The following is a 25,436-nucleotide window of genomic DNA, read 5'->3' as shown; positions in this document are numbered from 1 at the left end:
ATCATTTATGATCGTATTAACACAAACCATGCGTGGGCTTGCCATTACACTTCTGGCAGGTCTCATTGTGACCAGCTGTACTCCAGAATTAAACGAGGTCCGTATCCAAGCGCCTGTTGATGAGACTATCGTTTCAGCAGCAGCAGTTTCTCTATCTCAAGGATTTGAGGTAGGTTCAACAAGCCCCAAAACAGCCTATGATGTCTCTCCAACCGGATCATCCAGTGGTGACAATGTGACATTGCTGAGCAACACCTGGAATTTGTATGATGCACTGATTGGAAATCTAAGCGGAGATCTGAAAAGCGGTTCCTGGTCAGCACGTATACGAAATACAGGTAAAATAACCATGCTGTTTAATGTGACAACAGGGATCAGTACTGTAAGCGTTAAACATGGCACCTATGGAACAGATGCAAGTAGCCAATGGGGACTCTGGTATTCCGTCAATAATGGCAGTACATGGACCCAGACAGGATCTAACATAACCACAACTTCAACTCTACAAACCCAAACGTTTACCTTAAATATATCAGGCACCGTTCGTTTGGAGATCCGGAAGCTGTCTGGTTCCAGCAATCGTATCAACATTGACGACATTATCATCAACGATAATGGTACAGGTGGTGGCACTACAGCCAAGAAGTTCTTGTTTGATGCCTCCAAGCGAGAAAATGCAGGTAGTGCAGACTGGCAGATTGATGCAGATGGTACAGAAAGTGTGCCTATCTATACAGGAGGATCTACTACTGAAACCAAAGCACAACGGTATCCTACTCCTTCATATACAGGCATCACATCCAGTACCAGTGAAACTTACTGGAAAGGAGGTATGTCAGCATGGGCAGTAGAATTGGCAAAACGTGGCCATCTGGTAGAAACCTTGCCGAATGGTGGTGCTATCACCTATGGAGATGCTTCTAACGCTCAGGATCTGAGTAACTATGATGTATTTATGGTTATTGAGCCCAATCGGTTGTTTACATCTTCAGAGAAAACAGCTATTATGAATTTCATTGCAAATGGAGGTGGATTGATGATGATTGCAGATCATACGGGTACCAATATATCTGGAGCAGATCCCAATGGATACAATCCTTCTGATCGTGATGGAGACGGCTACGACTCTCCTCGTGTATGGAACGATATGATGACAAATAATGGAATCAATAACAGTAACCCATTTGGTTTCGTTGTAGATTTAGTAGATATCAGCGAACAACCTACAACAAAGGTATATACAGGAACCAATACAAACGCTCAGGCTGTATTGAATGGTTCGGCAGGTTCTGCTACTAAGCTAGCCTTTTATAATGGCACAACTGCCACTTTGTATCCTTCCAATAACTCTTCTGTACAAGGTTTGTTCTGGCGTACAAGTAGTACATTAGGAGGTAATACAGGTGTAATGGCCTTGTTGGCTACCTATGGAAATGGACGTATTGTGTTTGTAGGTGACAGCTCCCCTTCAGATGATGGAACTGGAGATACTAATGACAATTTGTTTAACGGCTGGTCAGGAGATGTTCCTTCTGGATACACTTCTCATCCTGCCTTACATCTGAATGCGTCTCTTTGGTTAGCCAAAGTACAGTAAAAGTACCTATACCAGTATAGTATTGCCCGAAGAAATCAGCCAACAATAGATTAATGGCAGATTTTCTCGGGCAATTGCTTTAGTATACCACCACCTATCAAATCCGAATTCCTCAAATTCGAAAGAGATTTTTCTATATTTACGTTAGAAAACCACTTATCAGTTGGACACTACTGTCCACTAAGCACTTTACAAAAATACTAGTATGCATGAAGCTTTGCGGAAATACGTTGAGAAGTATTCTTCAATGTCCCTAACAGATAAAGAATTTGAGATCGTTCATCAGGCTTTTACATTTAAAAAGTTACGTAAGAAACAATATTTCCTTCAGGAAGGTGATGTAGCTAAACAAATGGCATTTATCCTCAAAGGTTCTATGCGCATGTATACCGTCAATGACAAAGGACACGAAACCATTATACAGTTCGGTATCGAAAACTGGTGGATAGGTGACAGAGAAAGCTTTTTTATGCTTTCACCCTCTCCTTACAATATTGATGCATTGGAGGATTGTGAACTGCTGGTGCTGAATCAGGAACATTACCAGCAATTACTCAATGAAATTCCGGCATTTGTAAAAATGGTTCGGGTACTGGATATGAAGCACCACATTGCAACCCAAAAGCGAATCCATGCTTCCATCGGAATGGATGCAGAAGAGAAATACCAGGATTTTGTTACCAACCATCCTGAATTTCTGCAGCGATTCCCTCAGAATATGATAGCCTCCTATTTAGGCATTTCCCCGGAAACATTAACCCGAATCCGTAAAAGGCTACTATATAAATAAGTCTTTCTATCCATTTTCATTTGACAAAAGCCTGAAAATGTAGTTGACATATGTCAATTGCATTTTCAGGCTTTTGTCAAGTATAAAGAGGTAGCTATTCCCGAATTTTGTATTGTTCAATCGATACAAACTATCACTTATATGAAAAAGAATATTTCTGTTACCTATAACGGTACACAGGCTACTGTTGGTAAGTTACAAGTCAATCGGATGGTTCCTAACTACTACGTTGATGCAGTTGGTCCATTTGTCTTTCTGGATCATGTATATCCTTACCAGCAAAAACCAGAAACTCCTGAAATACCCAATGGAAAATTTGCTCATCCACACCGGGGAATTGCAACATTCAGCTATTTATTCAGTGGTGAACTAGAACATTACGATAGTCAAGGGAATCATGGAATTGTCAGTGCAGGCGGTGCTCAATGGATGAAAGCAGGCAATGGAATAATCCATGATGAACATCTCAGTCAGGAATTTCAAAAAAATGGTGGGGTATTACATTCTCTGCAATTCTGGGTAAACTTACCCGCAAAGAATAAAGCGGAAGCTCCAGCTTATCTGGCTGTTCAGCCTCAGGATGTTCCAGAGATAGAATGGACAGATCATGTTGGTAAACTTCGTGTTTTAATTGGTAGCTATGAAGGTCATATATCACCTGTAATCACATTTACCAGACAATTTATCTTTCACATCCGGATTAATCCTGGTCGAACATTTCAGTTTGAAGCGGAATCAGGTCTGGAATATGCTGCATTCATCCCAACACAGTCAATACAGATAGATGGTAATGACTATGGAAACAGCGAACTGCTTGTTTTCTCTGAAGAAGGAACTTCACTGGCTTTCACAAATATACATAACGAAGTTGCAGATCTGATCTTGTTCGGTGGTGAACCTTATCAGGAGCCTATTGCAGCCGAAGGTCCATTTGTGATGAATAGCCGTTTGGAAGTAGCAGAAGCTTATCGGGACTTCTTTGCTGGAAAATACGGCAAAATAGAATACACCAATTAATTATACTTAGATCCCTCCTCTTCTATTCAGGAGGGATCTAGTCCTATCATACATATCTATTTTTATTTTTATGAAAATCGGAATTATTGGAGCCGGCAATATTGGTCAGGCATTTGCAAAACATGCAGTCACAACCGGCAATGAAGTAGTTATCAGCAACAGCAAAGGAGCAGAATCGCTGACAGGTATTATACAACAGATAGGCAAAGGCCTAAGAGCCGGAAGCGTACAGGAAGCAGCCGAGGCAGATATTATCTTGCTGGCAGTACCATGGGAAAAAGCAGAACAAGTCATCAAAAGTATATCATCCTGGAAGGGTAAAATTCTGCTGGATGCCACAAATGCTATTTCTTTTCCGGAGTTTAAACCATTGGATCTGGGCAATACCACTTCCAGTGAAATAATTGCCAGCCTGATACCTGATGCACATGTAATCAAGGCATTTAATACTTTACCTGCTGCACTTTTAACAGCAAATCCACAGGAAGGCGCGGGACACAGAGTTATTTTTTATTCAGGTGACAACTCCTCAGTTAAGGCTCAAATCGAAGATCTCCTTACAAAAATGGGTTTTGCAGGCATCGATTTAGGTACCCTAGCTGTTGGTGGCAAACTGCAACAATTTGGAGGTCCGTTCACAGCTAAAAACCTGTTAAAATTCTCCTGATTCTTTTTATACCTATTCTACTCCCATTTTGAGCGTTTCCACATTCAAAATGGGATTTTTTATATCTTTCCGCCTGAATATTTTTTTTCTAAAAAAAAGTAGCAGGTTATGAATGCACATTTATTCAAAACAACTAACGGACTCTTATTACCCAATGCATTCCGCTGGTTTGTTGGCCAGAATCTGGTCTCTTTTGAACCCTGGCACTTTTGCTCTCAACTGGATGAATTTGCATTTGCTACGCAACGATTTCAACTGGAAAATCCTGCTAAAAGGGAACTCATAACCATTCTCAGACGTCATGACAGAGATGACTTTGCAGGATTTGAAATCAAAGACAATCAGATTTGTGAGAATGTCATCTATTATCATCCCTCATTTCATAATACTCAATGGAATATCATCTGTGGTGAGTATAAAAACCTGTTTGCGTTTGTGCAAAAGGTAGTACTACCAGATATGGAGGAATGGACTTCTACAGAAAATGCTGAGGAGTATTTCAATGACTGAATGTATTTACAGAACAGATCTACCAATAAATCAATTACAATGAGTTTACAGGAATATACACTAAATCAGCAATTAGGAAGCTACGAAAAGAACGCACTAATATTTAGTAATCAGGTACGTATTGCCTTTGACGAACAGGAAACTGCATTGTTTGATCTTGAAGAATATACACTTCAGATAGAACAACGTCTGGATTGGGTAAAATCCAACAAGGAACTACTGGATGCAGAGTTGTTTGCACTTTATCCAGGCTATCTGGAAGATGAAGACGATTGGGAAGAAAATCCAATTTCAGAACAAGAGTTTGTGAACAGAATACAGATCGATGGGATTAATTTCTTTCAGGATTTAAGCTTTCAGATCTTCTACAATGACGGAGATACATTCTGGGGACACAGTATTATTATAGAAGTAAACGAAAACTGTGACATTGATCAAACAACAATATGGGGTTAAACATTTTAACCATGTTCTTATGAAAACCTTTCCTGTCAGTGATATAATAAAATCAAATAGTGAACTACAATTATCATCTTATATTTTGACTGATAAGAACTATAACGAAACAGAAATTCTGGAGTATAACATGTAAAAAACAAATCAAATCCATAAATTACAAACTGATACACAGGCGCAAACCAAGTATACACCTATTGCCAGACTAACCTAACATCAGAGCAATCATGACTGGAACCTATGTTAAAAAAACAAAAGCAGGCAGACGATTTGCTATTGGAGATATTCATGGATGTTTTGACACATTCAGAGCACTGGTAGAAGATCAGATTGGCCTTACCCAAAGCGATCAGCTATTTTTACTGGGTGATTACATTAACCGGGGACCAAAGCAAACCAAAGTACTTGACTATATTATTCAGTTGCGTGCCAGTCAATATGAAGTATATCCTCTGCGGGGAAATCATGAGCAAATGTTACTGGCAGACCGTTTGGATGAAATTATTCCTCCTTACAGAGACTTTTTTATAGAACTTCCCTATTACTACGAAACAGATCATTTTTACCTTGTTCATGCAGGTCTTAACTTTTTGGCGTCAGATCCATTGGAAGATACCTATTCTATGTTATGGATGCGACAATCCCCTCTGCCAGATGAAGAATTTCTCAATCAACGTAAAGTAGTTCATGGACATACAATCCATTCTCTCAGTGAAATCACACTGGCAATCAAGAACAGGGAGCCCATACTTCCTCTGGATAATGGGTGTTATCGTGGATTGCGGGAGGCTGCTGGTGAATATGGAAATTTATGTGCTTTAAACCTGGATAGCTTCGAACTTATTACCCAAAAGAATGTAGACCGACAAGGATAACACTATCATTACAATTACTTCTCTATTAACAGGATATTTATGATTCAACTGCAATATAAGAGTCGAAACACTATAGATGGTCTTCTTCTATTCTATCTATTACTTATCCTTTCAATTATTACTTTCCTTTTTTTAAGAAAGTATGTTGATCTGACACAATTAGTTATATATAACACGCTTATTTTACTTATATCATTTCTTGCACCTTACTCATTAATTAAGATTGAAAACAATAGAATAATCGTAAAAAAAACTTTTCTAGGCATTTGTTATACTCGCATTGAAGAAGATTTCCAGGCTATTCTATGCAAAGAAGAAAGTATCTACTTTATTGGCAATACCACAAAAATAAAGCTTGAAAACCATTATGGCTATGGTTATTACTGGGGTGGTTATCCTGATAGCATGTTGATTATTGACAAAAATACAACGACAGTTTTAGGATCTCCCACTATCTATCAAGACTTTAAAAAGACCCTTGTTGCAGAAATGCAAAAAACAGAACATTCATTTATGAAATGAGGAAGTTCTCAATTCACAGTCCATTCTACCAGATTCACAGTAACACTGATTTATAAAAGAAAAAAGCCGATTTTTGATAGAGAAATCAAACGGCATGAAAAACCTACTTCTATTCCTGTTCTTTGTAGTGTGCCTAATCACTCCAACCTATGCACAGATTCCCTGGGGAGAGTTCTCTCAGAGTTACAATGAAGGCATTTATGAAGATCCCTCTAAAGTAGATCTCATTCTGGCTATCCGCAAAGAGAATAACTCTTTCTGGGTGACAAATGAAAACAGCAAACACTTCGACATATTATCAAAAGATTCTGCTTTCCTGAAGGATCGGCTTTGGGCTAAAGTTATTGCGCGCTCCACTTTCGATACAGCTCAAGCACACTTTTTCCTTCATGGGGTGACACCTACCAATGCTCACAACTATCAGTACAGACTGAGTGAATATCCTGGCAATCGCATTCTGCTACCCTGGAGCCAAATAAGTACATTTACAGATTCTGTACTGATCAAAGAATCAACTCTTCCTCAGATGGCTTATCTGGGTGGATACAAAACACAATTGGGTAAGACACTCATTATAGATGTTCGCCAGGAGAATATGCATCACATTGTCGCAACCAGCCTTATCTCCTGGGAATCTATTCGTCCGCAAATAGCAAAAGTCTATACGTCTGCCAACTTTGATATCTTTTTACGAAAACTGCAATATCCATGGATGAGCAAAGCGACTGACACCTCTCTATCTTTATCGGACAAAGTTGTCTTACCTTATAAAAATACTAACCTGATCTTAGTACTGGAAGCAAACATTTACGACAAAAGTCAGATACAATATAAAGTTATTCGGGATGGTTCAGTATTTATCCCCTGGCAAGTAAATGAGTATAATAACAGTTTTGTATGGATCAAAGATTATCCCCCAGGTATGTATCAGATTCATATACGCTACACAGTTCAGCCTGAACATACTACATCTTATCAATTTGAAGTAGCTCCGGTATGGTACCAATCTACCTGGTTCCGGGTCTTTATAGGGATGTTTAGCATTGTATTTTTTGGTGCTATTACATCTTTGGTTCTCTATCTCAGACAAAAGCAAAGAACACAACAGGAATTATCAAACAAAACAAAGGTACAACTGGAACTGAAAGCAATCTATGCACAGTTAAATCCACACTTTGTCTTTAATGCACTGGGTTCTATACAGGGGCTTATCAACAAGCAAGATGTACAAGGTGCCAACGAGTATCTGTCTGACTTTGCAAGGCTTTTACGTGAATCGCTTCAAAATAGCAACAAAGACACCATTTCTCTATATGAAGAAGTGCAGATGCTGGAAACTTATCTGAAACTGGAAAAACTCCGGTTTGGTTTTTCCTATCAGATTAACGTTCAAAAAGAGATCAACCTATATGAGACCAGCATTCCTTCGCTTTTATTACAACCTCTGGTAGAAAATGCTGTCAAACATGGTGTGTCATCGCTTTATGCACAAGGTATTATTGAGATAGATGTCAGCAAACAGGATGATTCAATGGTTATTACGCTTCAAGACAATGGAAAAGGTTTTGTTTCGGAACAATTGTCTACAGGATATGGACTAAAACTTACCAAGGAACGAATTTCACTTTTAAATAAGCTGAATAAGGAGCAACCTATCGACCTTTCCATTCATACAAATCAAGGAACAGGTACCTCTATCACGCTTACATTTTACCAGTGGTTTTTATAACTATGAAAGCTGTACTTATAGACGACGAACAACACAATCTTGATAACCTGAAAGCACTGCTTGCTCAATACTGTCCACAGGTGGAAGTAAGTGCTACAGCACTGGATGCAGAAACTGGTAAAAAACTTTTGTATGAACACCAACCTGACCTGTTATTCCTGGATATACAAATGCCAGGTCAGACAGGTTTTGATCTGTTACAAAGTTTGTCTCACTATGATTTTGAGGTCATCTTTGTTACTGCCTATGACCAGCATGCCATACAAGCCTTCCGGTTTGCAGCAGTGGATTACCTGCTTAAACCTGTGGATATTACATTACTCCAATCGGCGGTACAACGGGCTATGAAACAACGTCAGCTAAAAGTTCATAATCAGCAGCTGGAGAATCTGATGCACCTGCTCAAAACCCAACAAGTTAAGGAAGATCAGCGTATAGCCTTGGCAACCACCAAAGAGACGCGCTTTGTCAGGGTGAGTGACATCATTTGTTGTGAATCGTCAAACAACTACACCACCTTTTCTCTGACAGATGAGGAAGAATTATTGGTTTGTAAGCCCATTTATGAGTACGAAGACATTCTAAAGGAGTATGGCTTTATTCGTTGTCATCAGTCACATCTGGTCAACAAAAAATACATCCGAAGCTGGAAGAAAGAATATGGTGATTTTCTGCTATTGACAAACGGCAAAGAGATCCCTGTATCCCGAGGCAAAAAAGAAGAAGTAAAAAAAGCCTTACAGTTCTAGCTATACTAGTATCTAACTAAATAAATCTCCGAATCTAATGCGAACTACATATCCTCAAAGCAAGCATTAGCCACTATTATACATCATACTAAACCAAAATTCTGATGAAAACTTTATCAGCAGCTATCCCTATGCTCTTTTTTTTCGTACAGAGTATCGTACTCAAAGCCCAGTCAACAGATAATCAATTGGTGAGGCTATCCGAAACCTACGAACTAGCCAATATCATTCTGGCACTGACAGAATATGGCAAAACAGATCCCTGGGAAGTAGAACAGCATTCAGACTATTACAAAGAAGTCAGAGCCTATTTTGCACCATTTGCCAGTCATCCCTTACTTGTCAAAGCCAACTATTCCCGCGAGAAATGGGACAGCTACCTAAGTTTCCGGACAGACTCCTATGCATTTTCACTAGATAAAAATAATCGTCTGATCAGGAATGTAGTTTTTCGCACCATTGAGGAACACAATGCTTTTGAGGAAAATAAGGATCTGATCAACGACTTTGTCCAGGTTACGAATTTTCGTGAGTTCTATGCCAAACATCTCCCCTATTATCAGACACTTGCTACTACATATCTGGAATCCCAACAGTACACACAGATATTTCATTTCCTTGAACAGGAATTTGGTCAGGAACAAAACACAGCACACTATGCCATTGTAATGTCACCATTGGTGGGGCGTATGAATTGCCATCGGGTTGTCAATGGAGTACAAACAGACTTTATTACCTTACCAGCTTTTATTCTGAATGGAAAATCAGCAAACAATGCCTCAAAAGAGGATATTGCTACAGGAATTCATATGTTGTTTACCGAACTGGATCATGCATTTGTAAATCCGGTTACCTATCATCACCGTCAATTACTCAAAGAAAATTTCAATAATGCTGTCTGGGATGCAGGAAGTGGATATGAAACAGATAGTCTGGCCACGTTTAATGAATACATGACATGGGCTGTATATGATATCTATATTCGGAAGTTTTTCCCGGAAGTAGCCAAACAAGTATGCACCAACTGGACGTTACAGAATGAAACAAGAGGATTTTATGCCAGCACCTTGTTTACTCAGGAATTAATTAATCTGTATGAACATCGCAAATCTGGCCAAAGGATCAAAGATCTGTATCCAGCATTACTCAAACGTCTTGGTAAACTCCAGCGTACGATAAATAAACCCCTCATAACATACTGCAATCTCGATAATCAAACTATCTCAGATACTTTAGTAGCTTACAAGATACAATTTTCCGAATCTATGCAAAATCTGGTTTCATTTGATATTATCAGAGTCATTGAACAAGATGGTAAGTCGCGGCAACAGAAGTTCGAAATAACACAGCAGAAAAATTCACTACGTTGGAAAGCCCAGAACACTGAACTACATTTTACTCTGCCACTAGTAAAAGGTTATCAGAATCGGCTTATTCTAAACTATGCATGGAAAGTTCGGACACCCTTGAAAAGTCGAAAAGGAATTACACTTAAACCCTACACAACCATTAAAACTACGGTACAATAGACCTATACAGGTTGTTTGATATACTCCAGTTTAGCTGTTTTATACTTCTGCATTTCAGCCAGGTGTCGCATACGTTCTATAGACCGATGAAAGCTCTGTACAGTGATGGAATTGACCAACCAGGCAGGTAAGGAAAGACCTTCTGGCTTTGCATGAAAAATATACTCCACCTTTACACCATTTTCTTCGGGTGTTAACACCCAGCTCCCTCCAGCCTGCAATACACGTGCTTTGTCTTTGTATTTTTTTATATAGGAGGGGGCATTTTTAATGTCTATAGTCACCTTTCCATCTGTACTCTGCGTCAGTACATTGTGTGTAATTACATCCGCATTCTTAAAAGGCCAGGGAATGCCTATTTCGGCATAAGTATACCAATCCTTATCATTTATGTTTTGTAGCGTTTCATATTTAACCACACGATCCATCCAGCGAGGAGAAGCAGAAGCATCTTTGATCAGCGCCACCATACCACTGAGTGTAGTAGAGATAGTTGTAACAGCCTTAACCTGTCTATACGAACCTCCTGAAGCAGCTTTCACATAGATCTGTACCTGATTAGCATCTTTTTCCAGGTTCCAACCTGATTCTGTATCAGAAATAGGTAGTGGTTTTACCACATTAGCTATGTATCCGGAACAGGCTTCAGTGGAATGTTCCAGACATTCTGTTACAACAGCAATAGACATCAATACTCCTAAACAAAGTCCAACAGGAATCATACAACTAAAATACATTCTACAGTTTATACTAAAAAACGAATATACGTTACTTCTGGTACGAAAGAAGCAGTATGATTACATAAAAATAAATGCCACTTCCCTATTCTAATGTGGAATTATATAAAAAGGTTTTCGAGAGGTTTATGTCTTAAAAAAGCAATGCGCATACTTAACGTCATTTTTATTCCTGACGTGAAGTATGCGCAACTAAAATAATAATCGGAACTCCAGTCAAACAAAAGTTTGAACTAAATTCAGGTCAAACGCAAAATTGACCATTATTCGAATATTTCTGGAAAGTGATCGGTATTCCGGTCAAACACAAAATCGATTCGAACTCCAGTCAAAAATGATTTGAAAGTAGATTACGGAACGCCATTGCTATTTTTCATTTACGAACAAAATTCCGTTCACTGGCAAACTTGCCTGTTTTAAAACGCAGATAGCCTACAATCATTAGTGACCGAAAATATATTCACCCAGATTCCATAATGCCCAGATCAAAAATGACAGAAAGGCTAGCAATATACATGCGACAATAATGATTATACCCGTACCGTTACCCTGATACTTTCCTTCTTGGTAATGCTTTCTAAGCAAATTCAGGTTACGTTGATTGGATTTAAAACCAATATCAAACAAGTCACCCAGTAATGGAATACTACCCAAGATAGAATCCAGCATTACATTTCCTGCCATCATCAGTACCACTTTCCGGCTCACCCCATGACGTGCCATCATCAATACCATCATTCCGGAAATACCAAAGGTGATCAACTCCCCTATCCCAGGAATAAGACCGATAATAGGATCAAGGCCAAAGCGAATAGTAGTACCCGGAATACGGAAAGCATTATCCATGATGTGAGCAGTCGTTTCAATCCACTGAAGCTCCGGAACGTGCCTTACTACTTTTCCTGGTTGTACATATGTCGTTTTCATAGTCATTCTGATTTCTTGTTAATTAGTTACCGAAAAGCTATAAAGAATCTCTTTTACTCTCTTATACTCAAAGTAATACAGATACAAAACTTGTACCAACAGATAGTAGTACATTCATACACTCTTGTAACCAGGTATCACATCCTGTAAACCAGATAGATTATTTTTTGCTTACCTTTCTTCATCCAACCATTTCATTTTACCAGATTTTATGAACCACTCCAGAAAACAACCAAAATATTCACTCAGTTTTTTCATGGGTATACTAGTAGTGTATCTACTGCTTTCTCAACCAGCATTTGCACAACTAGTAAGCGAAAAACCGTCTCCCTTTATTGAAAAGGAAATTGTCAACTGGGATTATCATTCCAAACAAGTGAATGATGATTTTACAATCTATATACATTTTCCACCAGGATATGATACCTCTAAGATCAGTTATCCAGTCCTGTATATGACAGATGGGGATTGGAATATGACCGTTGCAATGAATTGCTTTAATATGTTGCGGCAAGATTATACCACAACAGAACCTCTTATTGTGGGAATTGGGTATGGTAATCGTCCAAACAAACGGTCTCGCGACTTAAACCCTTCTACAGGTGGACCTGCATTTCTGAAATTTATTACAGATGAAGTAATGCCTTTTGTAAAGAGTACCTATCGTATAACAGATAACAAAGCTTTGTATGGCTATTCGCTGGGAGGCATGTTTACTACCTATGTACTTTTCACCTATCCGGAATTGTTTAATATGATCTTTATAGGTGCACCTGGTAATAACGGAAATGAATTACTTGCACCAGCTCAGAAATACTTTGCCAGTCATACAGACCTGAAAAGTAAAGTATTTGTAGGAGTTGGTTCCTATGAACATGAAACTACTGCTAATATCGAAAAATTCAAAGCATACCTGTTGAAACAAAACTGTAAACAACTGGACCTGGAAACTGCCATTACACCCAATGCCGGGCATGGTGCAGCCTTGGCTCAGGTTATGCAAAATGCTATTGCCTTTGCTTATTGTAAGAAATATAAACCTATAGCAGTACCGGCCAAAACACTGCAAAAATATGCAGGAACGTATATCCTCGAAAGCGAACCGAATGAAAAGTATACTGTATTCGTTCAAAATGAGAAGCTGTATTTTAAATCAGGTCAGAGCCCAACACAACTTGTTCCCTATACCAAAAATGGATTTTTTATGTATGAAAATCAGAAAGGTACATTCACATTCAAAGAAGAAACAGGAAAAATGTCTGTTGTATATGAGGAAACAAATCAGAAACCAACCTCACTGAAAAAAATCAACTGATGTATTTGGTCTTGACATTCAGGGAAAATAGAAATAGGTAAGAGAAAAACAAAACACAAATATGGTAAGCCAGAAAAAGTTTTCTTTCTTTGAAGCAGAAGAACAATCTTTTTTAGAAACCAGAAAACAAACTAATTGTTAAAATGAAACTTACCTATTATGGTCATTCCTGTTTCTCGGTAGTAGCAGGTGGCAAACACATTTTATTTGATCCCTTCATTTCAGGCAATGAACTGGCCAAAAACATTCAGGTGGACCAGATACAGGCTGATTATATATTTGTATCCCATGGACACTTTGATCATATGCTGGATGCTGTCAGTATTGCCAATCGTACAGGTGCAACGATAGTAGGTAGCTGGGAACTCTACACCTATTTTGGTCAGCAAGGTGTAAAGAATGTACATCCCCTGAATCCAGGAGGGAAAGTAAGTTTCGACTTTGGAACCGTAAAAGCGTTTGGAGCACAACATTCCAGCAGTTTTCAGGATGGTAACTATGCTGGTGTAGCCAGCGGATTTGCCCTAAAAACTTCTGATGGTAACTTCTACTATAGTGGTGATACAGGTCTTACACTAGATATGACATTAGTAGCTAAATGGGCAAAACTGGATTTTGCTGTCCTTCCCATCGGAGATGTGCTGACAATGGGTATAGAAGATGCTATACAAGCAGCTCAATTTGTAGAGACAACTACTGTGGTGGGTGTTCACTACGATACCTGGGGTTTTATCAAACTTGATGCAGCTAATGCAAAAGAACAATTCACCTCAGCAAACATAAAATTACATCTGCCTGGAATTGGCGAAAGCATTGAAATATAAATCATTTCATTAACTCTATGAACTTATTGTAAGTTTCGGCTTATGGTAAGTTCTTTTTTTAGGGGTCCACTTTACAGTTGGTATTTTCATTGTAAAACTATCACAAACTATTTTAACTTATTGCTTTATGTCCTTTATTGACCTTTCCGCACAATCTGAAAAAACAATCTTTGATGGCTTCTTTGCTAAATTTATTCACACTGACCAAATAACCATTGCCTACGTTCGCATTGAAGAAGGCAAACATCTGCCACCTCACTCCCATCCACAGGAACAGATTACTACAGTAATATCTGGTGAACTGGAAATGACTGTAGGAGATAAAACTCAGGTATTAAAAGAAGGTCAGGTAGGGGTTATACCAAGTAATGTAGTTCATTCTGGCAAAGCACTTACACCTTGTTATGTGATTGATGTGTTCAATCCTGTTCGGGAAGATTTTAAGAAGTTGTAGTGAAAAGAAGTAGTATTACTGCTTCTTTTCGCGGATTGTTTTTACAATTCGTACTGCCATCATAATCAATACAGCAAAGGCAATAAGCCCTACTACTCCCCATACCCAATCCAGTGTATTTTTCAAAACAACGAGAAATACAATAGCAAACAGAAAAATAGTTGCAACTTCATTGTAAAGTCGTAGTTGTAGGGAGGAGAACCGGAATTTGCCTGAACGCAATTCGTAGATCAGCTTGCGGCAAAAGAAATGATAAACGAGTAATCCTACCACAAAGGCCAGTTTTAGATGCAACCAGCCATGTGCAGCAAAGCTATCCCACCAGGTCCAATAAACTAACCCTGCTCCCGATAATACAGTAAGCCACATAGCAGGTACCATAATCGCATTAAACAGTACCCGTTCCATTTTCTGAAACTGAGCCTGAATGATATCTCGTTCCAGATCTGGTTTCTGATTAGCCTCGGTATGATATACAAAAAGACGAGGCAAATAAAACAAGCCAGCAAACCAGCTGACCACAAAAATAATATGAATAGCCTTGAGGTGTTCGTATTGCATGCGTTTGGTACAGGTGCCTTATTGTTTTTTTGCCTTATATCCTTCTTTCTGTAATTCCTGCACAATCTTATCTCTGAAGTCTCCCTGAATCATGATCTCACCATCTTTCACAGATCCTCCTACTCCACATTTGGTTTTTAGCTTCTTAGCTAACACCTCCAGATCATCCGCTTTTCCGACAAAGCCTGTAACCAGTGTTACCTGCTTCCCGGCACGTCCCTTTTTATCTAGCAATACTTTTAAATTCTGTTGAGCCGGAGCCAGAGTTTCTGCTTCTTCATCCTGATTGTACGTATATTCAAAATCCTCATTGGTTGAATATACAACGCCTTCGCGTCCTTTGTGTTTGTTCGACATGGTCAAAAGAATAACTGTTTGTAAAACTAGCAGACACAAAAATAATAACTGCTATCATTTTTCCGGAAAAAACTTATAACTCTAGCTTTTTTATAATATTTTAGAGTAAGTTTTGTACTTTAAACAGCCCTAACTCAACCTGATATCATATGAAAAAGTCACTTTATACCTTTCTTCTGGCATTATTACTACTACCTGGCACCTTACTGGCTACAGATCCGCATACACTGGAAATTGGTGCATCAGCCCCAGATTTTAGTCTGCCAGGTACAGATGGAAAAACGTATACACTTAAGAGCTTTGCTAATGCCCCTATTCTGGTGGTTGTATTTACCTGTAATCATTGTCCAACTGCACAAGCATATGAAGACCGGGTGAAAAAACTGGCTGCTGATTACAAAAGCAAAGGAGTAGCACTGATAGCTATTTCGCCAAATGATCCTAAATCCGTCCGATTGGATGAGCTAGGCTATACAGACATGAGTGATACGTTTGAAGAAATGAAAATACGTGCCAAAGAAAAAGGCTATAACTTCCCCTATCTCTACGATGGTGATACACAGAAAACCTCACTGGCATATGGAGCAGTAGCGACACCTCATGTGTTTATCTTTGACAAAGCCCGCAAGCTGCAGTATACTGGTCGCATAGATGACTCCGAAAAACCTGGGAGTACCCCCAAAAATGATGACGCCCGGAATGCATTGGAAGCCATGCTGGCAGGGAAACCCGTACCTGTAGCAAAAACCAAAACATTTGGTTGTTCTGTCAAATGGATGGACAAACGGGATGGTGTAACCAAAGGATTTGAAGACTGGGCCAAAGAAGAAGTAAAACTGGCAACCATTACAGAAGATGGTTTAAAAGCTTTAGTAAAGAACGATTCTGACAAGTTACGTCTTATCAATGTATGGGCTACCTGGTGTGGTCCCTGTGTTACTGAGTTCCCTGACTTCATTTCGATAAATCGTATGTATCGGGGACGGGATTTTGAGTTTGTTTCCATTAGTGCGGATAAACCAGATAAGAAAGAAAAAGCACTGGCTTTCCTGAAAAAGACACAAGCTTCCAATACTAACTATATCTTTGAGTCCGGAGATGTATATAAGATGATTGATATCATTGATCCAAAGTGGCAGGGAGCTTTACCTTATACATTACTGGTTGAGCCAGGTGGTAAAATTGTCTATGCCAAACAAGGTCCAATCAATCCTCAGGAATTGAAACGACTCATTGTTGATAATCATCTCATTGGCCGCTACTATTAATAGCCTTTTTCCCAATATGTGCTTCAGAGCACATATTGGGAAAGAAAATAAAATATTTTTTGCCAGACAGGGTGATTGCCATTTACTCAATGGTATTAACCCTAAAAAACACACCATGCAGGACATTGAAATCATTGCAGCAATTAAAGAACGTGACAATGCTGCCTTTAATATTGTCTATACATTCTACTATCCAATGGTAGAGCACTTTGTGAAAAAGAACAGTGGGACTTCTGATGATGCAAGAGATGTTTTTCAGGAAGCTATTCTAGTGTTATTAGATAAGATCCCCAAAGAAGAATTCGAATTGACCAGCTCTTTAAAAACATATATTTTTTCCATTTCCTCCAATATCTGGCTCAAGCGGTTACGGGAAGCACATCGAACTGCATCCTCTCTAACTGCTCCACTAACTGATGACTATTTATCTGAGCTGGAACAGCAGGAAGATTCCTATATTCAAGCAAATCTGATCAAACGCATATTTATGCGGATTACCAAACCTTGCATCAAGATGCTGTCCAGCATCTTCCTGAGTGAACTCAAACGGGAGATCTTAATGCGTCAGTTGGGATATAAAAACACACATTCTTTTGATAACCAGAAATACAAATGTCTACAACAAGCCCGCAAATATTCAAAAGAAAATAGTTTGTAAGAGGTGATTGTAAATGGAACACTGGTATTAACTTTCAAATACCAGAAAGTACAATGACTACACAAACAACATGTCCTTTACCGCCTTCGGTACAAAGTATTCACCAGTCCGGCAGGAAGCACTACATTCGGGAGTTCCTTTTATTCTTTTTCCGTTTTGGGCTCTGCCCTATCTGCATTACTGCCAGTATAAGTTATGCCCTATATAAAGCTGTCAGAGCACTAAAAAACTAATACAATATTCATAATTATTTCCTGAACGCATCTGCAAAAGTTGTGCAGGCTCTCTATTTTCCAAAACTAATCAGTACTATTTATGAAACTCTCTCAAAATCAGTCAGCTCCCTTGTTTAACACCCTTGACATATGGCAAAATACTGTTAGTCTGCAACATCAGCAGGGATATAAAATATATCTTGCCTTTATGCGTAATGCCGGATGTCCGGTTTGTAACCTGCGAGTCCATGAGCTACTTCAGAAAGCAGATCATTTTGCAAAACATAACATAAAGGTCTGGTTGGTATATGAATCTACTCAAGCTAAAATGAAAGAATATCTTTCTCAGCAAAGTTATCCATTCACCTTTATTGCAGATCCTGAAAACAAGTTGTATCACTTATATAGTGTAGAACGGTCAACAGGTAAAGTATTGAAAAGTATATTCAATGGTATACTGGGAAAAACCATGAAAGGCCAGAAATTGTATAAAGAAAAAATCTCACAAGACGGTCACACCAATACTATTCCGGCAGACTTCCTTATTGATGAAAAAGGAAGATTACAGATTGTGCATTATGGCACCTATATAGGCGATCATCTTGCAATAGAGCAACTTCATTAGACCCAGCTAAACCTATACTAGCCATCGCAAACGTTGGAAATGTTTTCTCTTTCTTTCTTATTTCTTTTTGTCCTTCTGAAAAAATCTCGTGACAAATAGAGCCATGCTTGCCTTCTGAGTGAAAAATACACTCAAAGCCAGAGATTGCCGGTCTTGTCACGAGATCCCAAGGGTAGATAGAGAGGGCTACCAGAAGTTTTCTTCAGTTGAACTTATTGAACAGACATTAGAATCACTAATTTCTTAAAAATCAGAATCCTCTCTTACTCAGATCAGGTAACCATACCCGTAAACTACCAGGCTTGATATGCACTTCCAAACGAGCATCCATCATCATAGGTTCACCATCAATATGGACAGGCGCATCTGCCGGACGTTCGATAATAGCTTTTGCAGTTGGCATCACTTTTAAATATGAAGAAGTATGCAATGTCTTGCCAAACAACTGCACTCCCAGTGGCACGGCCATAGGTGACGGAAATGGACGCATAAGGCATACATCCACTAGTCCATCTGTAATATCTGCTTCAGGAGAAATATAGGCATTGTTGCCATACTGCCCTGCATTGGCAAAACTTACCAGAAAGGATTCAGAATCAAATGTTGATCCGTTTAGTGTAATGAGATAGCGATCTGGGCGATAGTTAAAAAACTCTGATAGAGTAGTCTTTATATAGGTTTGAAACCCTCGACGTGTTTGCTGATCAAACTTTAATCCGATATAAGCGTCAAATCCTGTTCCTGCTACACAGAAAAACGGACGGCCGTTTAAGGTACAACTGTCGATTATTTTTTCGCGGGCTGTATTCAGCATCTGAATAGCCTTTTCCGTTTTCAGCGGGATTCCCAGGTGTCGGGCTAATCCATTTCCTGATCCCAAAGGAATAATACTTAACGCAGTCTGTGTACCAACTAATGCAGCAGCAGTCTCATTCATTGTTCCATCCCCTCCTACTGCTACTACACAATGTGCACCATCATTCGCAGCCTGAGCTGCAATCTCGGTTGCATGGCTTTTGGCTTTGGTATAGATTATATCATACTCAATCGCCCGCTTATCAATATATAGATTGATAAGGTCTTCAATCCTGGCTTTGGATCGGGTACCTGCCCGCGGATTGACGACAAAAACAATATTCTTTTTCAAGGGTTTCCTGTTTAACTTTCTAGCTACTTATAACTATTTCTTAAATTCCCATAAACTTCCTGAAAACTCATACCCACTTAATACACTTAAGACCATAAACGAAAGTAATACATGTATATATGTCCCAGGCGCTGCATTATCCAATATACTCCAAATCAGTATTCCTGCCAGAAGTATACTCACAGATAAAATATCTTTTAAATCCTGTACATATATAGCGGATTTTCCTTTCACAAAATCATAAATATACGAACTCAGAATGAGGCATAAAAAAGCAATCAAAATCCAATATTCCATATTTTATCTCTTTAGAAAATGAACTGTCTCAACAGCATCAGCACTGCCTATTATCCAACAAAGCCACACAAAACTAAATACCAGTGCATTGTCATTTAGTGTTACTACACTTACAATGGTCAAAAGGCCTATAAAACAATTCTTGACAAGTTCTCTATTATCTGGTGTAGTATTCACTCCAGATAAATAATCCATAAGAAATGGCAGAGAAATACATACAAAGAGAATAATACAAACAATTATACCTATCATGGGAAAATAAATTAGCTTCCCCAAAATAAAAAAACTTCCTGAGTCAATATTTCAGGAAGTTTCTCTGGCAATACGCCTGTAATATTATAGGATAATTTATAAAAAAACTTATCCTAGGTGGAATGTTAGAACCGGACGCAAAGCATGGTTTACGATATCTTCCGCAATACTTCCCAACAACAGATGAGAAAATCCGGTGCGACCATGCGTAGCTACTGCAATCACGTCAGCATCTACCTCATCTGCAAAGTGAATGATACCACGTTCTTCAGTTTCATCATTATATGAATGAAACTCATAGTTTGTCAGCCCGTGTTTAGTAACAAACTGAGTTACCCTTTCCCGGATAGTACGGCTGGACGAGAAAGAGAAAATGGTGTTTACATACAACAAATATAAGTGTGCGCCAAAGATAGTCTGGAATTGTTTCAGTTGTTCAGTCACTACTGTCTGATCACCATCAAAGTTAGTGGCAAATACAATCTTTTTCATATCGAACACCTCTGGCAGATTACGTACGCTCAGTACCGGGCATCCTACCTGACGTACTACCTTTTCTGTATTCGAACCAATCAATGCACCCGAGAATCCGCTGGCACCGTTTGTTCCCATTACTACCAGATCAATACCTTGTCCTGTTACATATTCCCGTACTAACCGAAACATCTGTCCAATCTCAACCATGTGAAAAACGGTAACTTCATCATCAATGGTATCAATCAATTCCAGCATTCGTTTTTTGTTTACCTCCAACAGTTTCAACATAAATAGTTTATCCATTGCAGAAGAATCTGCTTCTACATCCCCCAAAGCACTGAACCCTACATTGCCGACATATTCTTCAATGTGCAGCAAATGAATCTCTGCACCGCATTTTTTAGCAATCTGAATAGCCACTTTCAGTGCATTATTGGCCTGTTCAGAAAAGTCTGTAGGAATTAATATTTTTTTCATTGGAAAAAATTGAGAGAGATTAATAAACGATTAAATTATTTTAAGAAAAAATATGTTACAGGAAAAAGCACTTTTATTACATTCGCTTACCAGAATGTCTCTGAAAGGTAGAAAAATCACTATCGAAACCAAAATCTGTCAGAAGGTTTCAGAATTATTGAAGTAATATAATTTCTAAATTTATTTTTTTCTGAAATCATATGACACCTTAACACCTGTTTTTTCTCATTTTAAAAGTTAATTTTTATTCTACCTTTTCATTCAGTTTATTTTTATCCAATCTTACAACAATGAATGATTTTGTAACACAAATCACCAGCATTTTTCCCGAAGAAGACCAAATCCCTGAAGAATTCCGATTGAAAAGCCTCGTAAACCAGAAAGAGTACCTGGTTAATGGGGAATTACGTCGTTGGGATGGCCCTACCAGTGAGGTATACTCTCCTGTTTGTATTCGTTCAGCAGAGGGTTTAAAACGTACACTGATAGGCAGTTATCCAATTGCTACTGAAAAAGAAGCACTGGAGGCTCTGGAAGCAGCCGAACAAGCCTTTAACCATGGTCGGGGTGAATGGCCTACCATGTCAGTAGCTGAACGCATTGCCTGTATGGAAAAGTTTACAGCCCGTATGATTGAGAAAAAACAGGAGGTTGTAAGCTTACTGATGTGGGAAATCGGAAAATCTCAGGCTGATTCTATCAAGGAATTTGACCGGACAGTGGAATATATCTACGATACCATTGACTGCCTCAAAGATATTGACAGAGCCTCTTCCCGTTTTAAAATCGAACAAGGCATTATCGGTCAGATTCGTCGCTCTCCATTGGGAGTAGTTCTATGTATGGGGCCATTCAATTATCCATTGAATGAAACCTATACCACACTGATTCCTGCTATTCTGATGGGTAATACTATCCTATTCAAACCCCCAAAGCATGGTTCATTGTTGCACTATCCAATGCTGGAAGCTTTCCGCGACTGCTTCCCGAAAGGTGTGGTAAATACCATCTATGGCCGTGGTAGCAGTGTAGTACCTGCTCTAATGGAATCAGGAAGAATCAATGTGTTAACACTGATTGGTTCCAGCCGTGTAGCCAATGACCTCAAAAAAATGCACCCAAAGGTAAACCGGTTACGGGCAGTGTTAGGTTTGGATGCTAAAAATGCAGCGATTGTTCTAAAAAATGCAGACCTGGATCTGACAGTGAAAGAATGTATTCTGGGCACTTTGTCTTTTAATGGACAACGTTGTACAGCGATTAAGATGATTTTTGTTCACCGTTCTATTGCGCCTGTATTTCTGGAACGTCTGTCCGATGCGATCAGCAAAATGAAATATGGTATGCCTTGGGAAAAAGGAGTCAACCTTACGCCTTTGCCAGAGCCAAACAAACCAGCCTATCTGACTGAATGTATTGAAGATGCCAAAGCGCATGGAGCATCGGTAGTCAACGAACACGGAGGGGCACAGGCAGGTTCATTCTTCTATCCAGCAGTAGTGTACCCTGTAAATAGAAATATGAAACTGTATCGGGAAGAACAGTTTGGACCTATTATTCCGGTTATACCATTCGATGATATTGAAGAGCCTATCGACTATATTATTGAGTCAGATCATGGTCAGCAGGTAAGTATCTTTGGAACCAACACCGATCAGATTGCCAATCTGATTGACCCATTGGTTAACCAGGTCTCTCGGGTTAATATCAATGCCCAGTGTCAGCGTGGACCGGATGTATTTCCATTCACAGGCCGCAAAGATTCGGCAGAGGGCACTTTATCTGTCGAAGATGCCTTGCGTTCATTCTCAATCCGAACATTGGTGGCAACCAAAGAAACTACCGAAAACAAAGCTATTCTGAATGACATCATAGAAAGCAATAAATCGAAGTTTCTGTCAACCAAGTATATTTTCTAAAAACGAAGGGGCGAAGTTACTTTCGCCCCCTTTTTTAATCCTATCATCAATTCCTCAGTATCATTCTGCATGGAATCTGAGTAATCTTTGAATCTGACCATTACTTATCCAAAGTTTGTCGTAGACTTTCGACAAATTCTTCTGTTACATCAAAATAAGAAGCCAGTTGCTGAGTAGTCAGCATACCATCTTTTAGAAATTTGAGAATAGTAACCGTCTTCTCTTCCAGTTTTCCCTCCAGACGGCCTTCTAGACGGCCTTCTAGACGGCCTTCCAAACGACCTCTTTCTTCGCCTTTTTGTTCACCTCTTTTGAAGAGAATATCATCTTCTTCTTTGATATATTGGGATATAGATTCTATCATGATTTCTACAAAGGGTGTTAGTTTACGCAAGTTAGCCAATACTCTTAATTGTTGCAAGTGTTTATCCCGTTCTACTTTACTAGTTGAAGTCTCGTTTAATCGTTGTACAATCAAACTAGCCGCAGTTTCAGGAGTAGTATTGCCAAAATTCCCTAATACAGCAAAGACCACTTCATCACCTTTATCTGAGGAGAGAAAGAGCTCATAGTCAATGGTAGAAAATTGGACCAGATAAAATGAAAATGTAAGATTTTCCTGTTCAATATGCGTTTCCATAGTTGGTTTCTGTTCGGAGAGAAAAACCACATATTGTTTAACTGGCAGCTTGTATTTTCGGGACAGAATACCCATATACTCCAGCATCCGATACACCATATCCGGTTCGTCTGCAAGCTGAAACTCGATCTGTAATAAAAAGATTTCCCCTTGTTTATCTGTAACTTTCATTAGTTGGTCAGGCTTTCGCTCAAGTGTACGTTGCAATTCCTGTGACATCATCTCATAGGAAGCTACCTGAATCTGAAATACTTTCTCAATCAGGGCCAGAGTAACAGACTCCAGATTTTCTTTGAATATCTTATCATATTGATTGCCTTCTTTTTTGGTGCTCATATAAGTATAAAAAGTGAAATAGACAGCATTTGCAAACTTTCAGGATTTGATAATCAAAATTATCCAAAGGTTCACTGATAGAATCAACTAGCATGATGCTGGAATAAGAATGTGTTTATCGCCTGAAAATATCAATTTTTTGCAACTAATTTGAATTAGCTTTGTGCCAGCATTAAATTACATTCTGTTCATAAATGAAAATTGCATTTATTACTTACGAAGGTTCAGTTAAATATACTGCTGCGAATGGCTTTGATGAGATTCAGGATTTGCTACCATTTCTGCAGAGCAAAGGTCTTGACATTAAGTATGAAATATGGGACAATCCTGAGGTAGACTGGACAGTATATGATGTTGCATTGCTTCGAATGCCATGGGATTATCATCAGAAGTTTGACGAATTCAAATCCTGGCTTGACAGAATAGAAAGCCTGGGAATAAAGCTGCTCAATGATTATCAGATTGTACGATGGAACATAGACAAACATTATCTCCAGCAGATAGCAGATGCTGGCTATAATATCATCTCTTCTGTGTTTTTGGAAAAGGATTGGAATGGCGAACTTTCCTCATTATTTGATATGTTAAACTCCGGGCAGATTATTGTTAAGCCTTGTGTCAGTGGAGGGTCACGAAACACAATAAAACTGCAAAAAGAATCCGCACAGGAAGATGCAACAACAATTAGAGAACTCCTTGCTAATGGGGCTTACCTGGCTCAGCCATTTATGAAAGAGATCAATGAGGGAGAATGGTCATTTACATTCTTCAATGGATCTTATAGTCACACCATACTCAAAAAGCCCAAAGCTGGAGATTTCAGAGTACAACAATTCTTTGGTGGAACCATTGAACGAATTGACCCGGAGCAAGCATACATTGATAAAGCTGCCTCTTACCTATCAGCCTTTGCCCCAAAAACACTTTATGCCCGAGTCGATGGATTAATGGTTGACGGACAATTTATGCTAATGGAGTTAGAGCTAGTCGAACCTTTCTTATATCTGGCCTATCATCCCGACGCCCCAGGAAATTTTTATCAAGCCCTCAAAACCCAAATTGATCAATTAGAAAGAGAGCAAAGATAACTTCAATTGTGTGTGGGAATGTAGGTGCGTTGGCCTTCTTTCTGATGCGAGGTTAGCCTCTTATCCTTATCATGTCTCATAAATTTTTCATTTTTGAGAGTTTTAGGGAAAATTCTCTTTTCTCCTAAAACCCTCCTCGCTGTCCTTCTGAAAGAAACTTGTGACAAATAGTGTCATGCTTACTTTCTGAGAGAAAAAATTATTCTCCAGTCGGAAACGTCGCTCTATTTGTCACAAGTTTCTTTCAGAAGGACAAAAAGGGGTTTCTTCTTCTATGAAGATGTTCTTACTTTATTTACAGAAGTCATTTCTAGAAAAGATATGGGATAGAATAAGGGTTAGCCTTTGGCCTGTGGCGGAAGGATCGGAAAAAAGTGCTCTTTTTGGGTTATCACCCATGGTGTGACAAAAGAAAAGCAGA

Annotated in this window: 27 protein-coding genes; 19 read left to right on the top strand and 8 right to left on the bottom strand. The window is 38.9% G+C overall.

Annotated features, from left to right (window positions below; genetic code table 11):
* Nucleotides 1-7 precede the first annotated feature (7 nt).
* The 11 genes from QNI22_RS01460 to QNI22_RS01410 all read left to right on the top strand — a co-directional run bounded on the left by QNI22_RS01460 (nt 8) and on the right by QNI22_RS01410 (nt 10,441).
* The gene (locus QNI22_RS01460; RefSeq protein WP_314508819.1) at nt 8-1,597 is read left to right on the top strand and encodes a hydrolase; all 1,590 of its coding nucleotides are present in this window, start codon (nt 8-10) and stop codon (nt 1,595-1,597) included.
* 205 nt (nt 1,598-1,802) lie between these two features.
* Complete coding sequence (locus QNI22_RS01455; RefSeq protein WP_314508818.1) at nt 1,803-2,387, top strand: Crp/Fnr family transcriptional regulator; 585 nt, start codon at nt 1,803-1,805, stop codon at nt 2,385-2,387.
* A 141-nt stretch (nt 2,388-2,528) separates the two neighbouring features.
* A complete protein-coding gene (locus tag QNI22_RS01450) occupies nt 2,529-3,404 on the top strand; it encodes a pirin family protein (RefSeq protein ID WP_314508817.1) in 876 nt (291 codons plus the stop codon).
* 70 nt (nt 3,405-3,474) lie between these two features.
* The gene (locus QNI22_RS01445; protein ID WP_314508816.1) at nt 3,475-4,071 is read left to right on the top strand and encodes an NADPH-dependent F420 reductase; all 597 of its coding nucleotides are present in this window, start codon (nt 3,475-3,477) and stop codon (nt 4,069-4,071) included.
* 108 nt (nt 4,072-4,179) lie between these two features.
* Nucleotides 4,180-4,581, top strand: a complete 402-nt coding sequence (locus QNI22_RS01440) for a hypothetical protein (RefSeq protein WP_314508815.1) — start codon at nt 4,180-4,182, stop codon at nt 4,579-4,581.
* A 39-nt stretch (nt 4,582-4,620) separates the two neighbouring features.
* Complete coding sequence (locus tag QNI22_RS01435) at nt 4,621-5,037, top strand: DUF2262 domain-containing protein (RefSeq protein ID WP_313984068.1); 417 nt, start codon at nt 4,621-4,623, stop codon at nt 5,035-5,037.
* Between the two features lie 227 nt (nt 5,038-5,264).
* Nucleotides 5,265-5,912, top strand: a complete 648-nt coding sequence (locus tag QNI22_RS01430) for a metallophosphoesterase family protein (protein ID WP_314508814.1) — start codon at nt 5,265-5,267, stop codon at nt 5,910-5,912.
* 39 nt (nt 5,913-5,951) lie between these two features.
* Nucleotides 5,952-6,434: a hypothetical protein gene (locus tag QNI22_RS01425; protein ID WP_314508813.1), complete on the top strand. Its 483-nt coding sequence runs from the start codon at nt 5,952-5,954 to the stop codon at nt 6,432-6,434.
* Between the two features lie 94 nt (nt 6,435-6,528).
* Nucleotides 6,529-8,163, top strand: coding sequence for a sensor histidine kinase (locus QNI22_RS01420; protein ID WP_314508812.1), 1,635 nt, complete (start codon nt 6,529-6,531; stop codon nt 8,161-8,163).
* Nucleotides 8,164-8,165: 2 nt separating this feature from the next.
* Nucleotides 8,166-8,912, top strand: coding sequence for a LytR/AlgR family response regulator transcription factor (locus QNI22_RS01415; protein WP_314508811.1), 747 nt, complete (start codon nt 8,166-8,168; stop codon nt 8,910-8,912).
* Nucleotides 8,913-9,016: 104 nt separating this feature from the next.
* Nucleotides 9,017-10,441, top strand: coding sequence for a DUF4932 domain-containing protein (locus QNI22_RS01410; protein ID WP_314508810.1), 1,425 nt, complete (start codon nt 9,017-9,019; stop codon nt 10,439-10,441).
* Nucleotides 10,442-10,443: 2 nt separating this feature from the next.
* Here the strand turns inward: QNI22_RS01410 and QNI22_RS01405 are convergent, their stop codons facing one another.
* Nucleotides 10,444-11,178 (bottom strand): SRPBCC family protein, encoded by a 735-nt coding sequence (locus tag QNI22_RS01405; RefSeq protein ID WP_314508809.1) that lies wholly within the window; start codon nt 11,176-11,178, stop codon nt 10,444-10,446.
* A gap of 441 nt (nt 11,179-11,619) precedes the next feature.
* Nucleotides 11,620-12,105, bottom strand: coding sequence for a DUF4112 domain-containing protein (locus tag QNI22_RS01400; protein ID WP_314508808.1), 486 nt, complete (start codon nt 12,103-12,105; stop codon nt 11,620-11,622).
* Nucleotides 12,106-12,361: 256 nt separating this feature from the next.
* Between QNI22_RS01400 and QNI22_RS01395 the strand changes: the two genes are divergently transcribed.
* From QNI22_RS01395 to QNI22_RS01385, 3 genes are all read left to right on the top strand, one after another.
* Nucleotides 12,362-13,420: an alpha/beta hydrolase-fold protein gene (locus tag QNI22_RS01395; RefSeq protein ID WP_314508807.1), complete on the top strand. Its 1,059-nt coding sequence runs from the start codon at nt 12,362-12,364 to the stop codon at nt 13,418-13,420.
* A 143-nt stretch (nt 13,421-13,563) separates the two neighbouring features.
* On the top strand, nt 13,564-14,244 hold the full coding sequence (locus tag QNI22_RS01390) for a metal-dependent hydrolase (protein ID WP_314508806.1): 681 nt from the start codon (nt 13,564-13,566) through the stop codon (nt 14,242-14,244).
* A gap of 127 nt (nt 14,245-14,371) precedes the next feature.
* Nucleotides 14,372-14,698 (top strand): cupin domain-containing protein, encoded by a 327-nt coding sequence (locus QNI22_RS01385; RefSeq protein WP_313997010.1) that lies wholly within the window; start codon nt 14,372-14,374, stop codon nt 14,696-14,698.
* A 15-nt stretch (nt 14,699-14,713) separates the two neighbouring features.
* On the opposite strand, the gene QNI22_RS01380 is transcribed toward QNI22_RS01385, so the two are convergent.
* A complete protein-coding gene (locus QNI22_RS01380) occupies nt 14,714-15,259 on the bottom strand; it encodes a CopD family protein (protein ID WP_313984092.1) in 546 nt (181 codons plus the stop codon).
* 18 nt (nt 15,260-15,277) lie between these two features.
* Entirely contained in the window at nt 15,278-15,616 is a 339-nt protein-coding gene (locus tag QNI22_RS01375; RefSeq protein WP_314508805.1) for a translation initiation factor, read from the bottom strand.
* Nucleotides 15,617-15,765: 149 nt separating this feature from the next.
* Here QNI22_RS01375 and QNI22_RS01370 point away from each other — a divergent pair, with 149 nt between their 5' ends.
* The 3 genes from QNI22_RS01370 (at nt 15,766) to QNI22_RS01360 (ending at nt 18,382) form a co-directional block, all read left to right on the top strand.
* Entirely contained in the window at nt 15,766-16,884 is a 1,119-nt protein-coding gene (locus tag QNI22_RS01370; RefSeq protein WP_313984097.1) for a redoxin family protein, read from the top strand.
* Nucleotides 16,885-16,900: 16 nt separating this feature from the next.
* Nucleotides 16,901-17,542 (top strand): RNA polymerase sigma factor, encoded by a 642-nt coding sequence (locus QNI22_RS01365; RefSeq protein ID WP_314508804.1) that lies wholly within the window; start codon nt 16,901-16,903, stop codon nt 17,540-17,542.
* A 315-nt stretch (nt 17,543-17,857) separates the two neighbouring features.
* Nucleotides 17,858-18,382 carry a peroxiredoxin-like family protein gene (locus QNI22_RS01360; RefSeq protein ID WP_314508803.1) on the top strand — a complete coding sequence of 175 codons (525 nt, stop codon included), beginning with the start codon at nt 17,858-17,860 and terminating at the stop codon, nt 18,380-18,382.
* Between the two features lie 250 nt (nt 18,383-18,632).
* On the opposite strand, the gene QNI22_RS01355 is transcribed toward QNI22_RS01360, so the two are convergent.
* From QNI22_RS01355 to QNI22_RS01345, 3 genes are all read right to left on the bottom strand, one after another.
* The gene (locus QNI22_RS01355) at nt 18,633-19,529 is read right to left on the bottom strand and encodes a diacylglycerol/lipid kinase family protein (protein WP_314508802.1); all 897 of its coding nucleotides are present in this window, start codon (nt 19,527-19,529) and stop codon (nt 18,633-18,635) included.
* 33 nt (nt 19,530-19,562) lie between these two features.
* Entirely contained in the window at nt 19,563-19,826 is a 264-nt protein-coding gene (locus QNI22_RS01350; RefSeq protein ID WP_314508801.1) for a hypothetical protein, read from the bottom strand.
* A 360-nt stretch (nt 19,827-20,186) separates the two neighbouring features.
* Nucleotides 20,187-21,032 carry a universal stress protein gene (locus QNI22_RS01345; RefSeq protein WP_314508800.1) on the bottom strand — a complete coding sequence of 282 codons (846 nt, stop codon included), beginning with the start codon at nt 21,030-21,032 and terminating at the stop codon, nt 20,187-20,189.
* Nucleotides 21,033-21,322: 290 nt separating this feature from the next.
* On the opposite strand from QNI22_RS01345, the gene QNI22_RS01340 reads away from it, so the two are divergent.
* Entirely contained in the window at nt 21,323-22,951 is a 1,629-nt protein-coding gene (locus QNI22_RS01340; RefSeq protein ID WP_314508799.1) for an NADP-dependent glyceraldehyde-3-phosphate dehydrogenase, read from the top strand.
* A 100-nt stretch (nt 22,952-23,051) separates the two neighbouring features.
* Here QNI22_RS01340 and QNI22_RS01335 read toward each other — a convergent pair whose 3' ends face one another.
* A complete protein-coding gene (locus QNI22_RS01335) occupies nt 23,052-23,927 on the bottom strand; it encodes an RpnC/YadD family protein (protein WP_314508798.1) in 876 nt (291 codons plus the stop codon).
* A gap of 194 nt (nt 23,928-24,121) precedes the next feature.
* On the opposite strand from QNI22_RS01335, the gene QNI22_RS01330 reads away from it, so the two are divergent.
* On the top strand, nt 24,122-25,015 hold the full coding sequence (locus tag QNI22_RS01330) for an ATP-grasp domain-containing protein (RefSeq protein ID WP_314508796.1): 894 nt from the start codon (nt 24,122-24,124) through the stop codon (nt 25,013-25,015).
* Nucleotides 25,016-25,436: the final 421 nt, after the last annotated feature.

This window comes from Xanthocytophaga agilis (genome assembly GCF_030068605.1).
Taxonomy (GTDB): Bacteria; Bacteroidota; Bacteroidia; order Cytophagales; family 172606-1; genus Xanthocytophaga; species Xanthocytophaga agilis.
Note: the sequence above shows the minus strand (reverse complement) of the source record. Positions and strands in the feature narration are given on the sequence as shown.

Excerpts from the sequence above, each read along its gene's own strand:
- QNI22_RS01460 (WP_314508819.1), top strand. The coding sequence starts at position 8 with ATGATCGTATTAACACAAACCATGCGTGGGCTTGCCATTACACTTCTG.
- QNI22_RS01455 (WP_314508818.1), top strand. The coding sequence starts at position 1,803 with ATGCATGAAGCTTTGCGGAAATACGTTGAGAAGTATTCTTCAATGTCC.
- QNI22_RS01450 (WP_314508817.1), top strand. The coding sequence starts at position 2,529 with ATGAAAAAGAATATTTCTGTTACCTATAACGGTACACAGGCTACTGTT.
- QNI22_RS01445 (WP_314508816.1), top strand. The coding sequence starts at position 3,475 with ATGAAAATCGGAATTATTGGAGCCGGCAATATTGGTCAGGCATTTGCA.
- QNI22_RS01440 (WP_314508815.1), top strand. The coding sequence starts at position 4,180 with ATGAATGCACATTTATTCAAAACAACTAACGGACTCTTATTACCCAAT.
- QNI22_RS01435 (WP_313984068.1), top strand. The coding sequence starts at position 4,621 with ATGAGTTTACAGGAATATACACTAAATCAGCAATTAGGAAGCTACGAA.
- QNI22_RS01430 (WP_314508814.1), top strand. The coding sequence starts at position 5,265 with ATGACTGGAACCTATGTTAAAAAAACAAAAGCAGGCAGACGATTTGCT.
- QNI22_RS01425 (WP_314508813.1), top strand. The coding sequence starts at position 5,952 with ATGATTCAACTGCAATATAAGAGTCGAAACACTATAGATGGTCTTCTT.
- QNI22_RS01420 (WP_314508812.1), top strand. The coding sequence starts at position 6,529 with ATGAAAAACCTACTTCTATTCCTGTTCTTTGTAGTGTGCCTAATCACT.
- QNI22_RS01415 (WP_314508811.1), top strand. The coding sequence starts at position 8,166 with ATGAAAGCTGTACTTATAGACGACGAACAACACAATCTTGATAACCTG.
- QNI22_RS01410 (WP_314508810.1), top strand. The coding sequence starts at position 9,017 with ATGAAAACTTTATCAGCAGCTATCCCTATGCTCTTTTTTTTCGTACAG.
- QNI22_RS01405 (WP_314508809.1), bottom strand. The coding sequence starts at position 11,178 with ATGTATTTTAGTTGTATGATTCCTGTTGGACTTTGTTTAGGAGTATTG.
- QNI22_RS01400 (WP_314508808.1), bottom strand. The coding sequence starts at position 12,105 with ATGAAAACGACATATGTACAACCAGGAAAAGTAGTAAGGCACGTTCCG.
- QNI22_RS01395 (WP_314508807.1), top strand. The coding sequence starts at position 12,362 with ATGGGTATACTAGTAGTGTATCTACTGCTTTCTCAACCAGCATTTGCA.
- QNI22_RS01390 (WP_314508806.1), top strand. The coding sequence starts at position 13,564 with ATGAAACTTACCTATTATGGTCATTCCTGTTTCTCGGTAGTAGCAGGT.
- QNI22_RS01385 (WP_313997010.1), top strand. The coding sequence starts at position 14,372 with ATGTCCTTTATTGACCTTTCCGCACAATCTGAAAAAACAATCTTTGAT.
- QNI22_RS01380 (WP_313984092.1), bottom strand. The coding sequence starts at position 15,259 with ATGCAATACGAACACCTCAAGGCTATTCATATTATTTTTGTGGTCAGC.
- QNI22_RS01375 (WP_314508805.1), bottom strand. The coding sequence starts at position 15,616 with ATGTCGAACAAACACAAAGGACGCGAAGGCGTTGTATATTCAACCAAT.
- QNI22_RS01370 (WP_313984097.1), top strand. The coding sequence starts at position 15,766 with ATGAAAAAGTCACTTTATACCTTTCTTCTGGCATTATTACTACTACCT.
- QNI22_RS01365 (WP_314508804.1), top strand. The coding sequence starts at position 16,901 with ATGTGCTTCAGAGCACATATTGGGAAAGAAAATAAAATATTTTTTGCC.
- QNI22_RS01360 (WP_314508803.1), top strand. The coding sequence starts at position 17,858 with ATGAAACTCTCTCAAAATCAGTCAGCTCCCTTGTTTAACACCCTTGAC.
- QNI22_RS01350 (WP_314508801.1), bottom strand. The coding sequence starts at position 19,826 with ATGGAATATTGGATTTTGATTGCTTTTTTATGCCTCATTCTGAGTTCG.
- QNI22_RS01345 (WP_314508800.1), bottom strand. The coding sequence starts at position 21,032 with ATGAAAAAAATATTAATTCCTACAGACTTTTCTGAACAGGCCAATAAT.
- QNI22_RS01340 (WP_314508799.1), top strand. The coding sequence starts at position 21,323 with ATGAATGATTTTGTAACACAAATCACCAGCATTTTTCCCGAAGAAGAC.
- QNI22_RS01335 (WP_314508798.1), bottom strand. The coding sequence starts at position 23,927 with ATGAGCACCAAAAAAGAAGGCAATCAATATGATAAGATATTCAAAGAA.
- QNI22_RS01330 (WP_314508796.1), top strand. The coding sequence starts at position 24,122 with ATGAAAATTGCATTTATTACTTACGAAGGTTCAGTTAAATATACTGCT.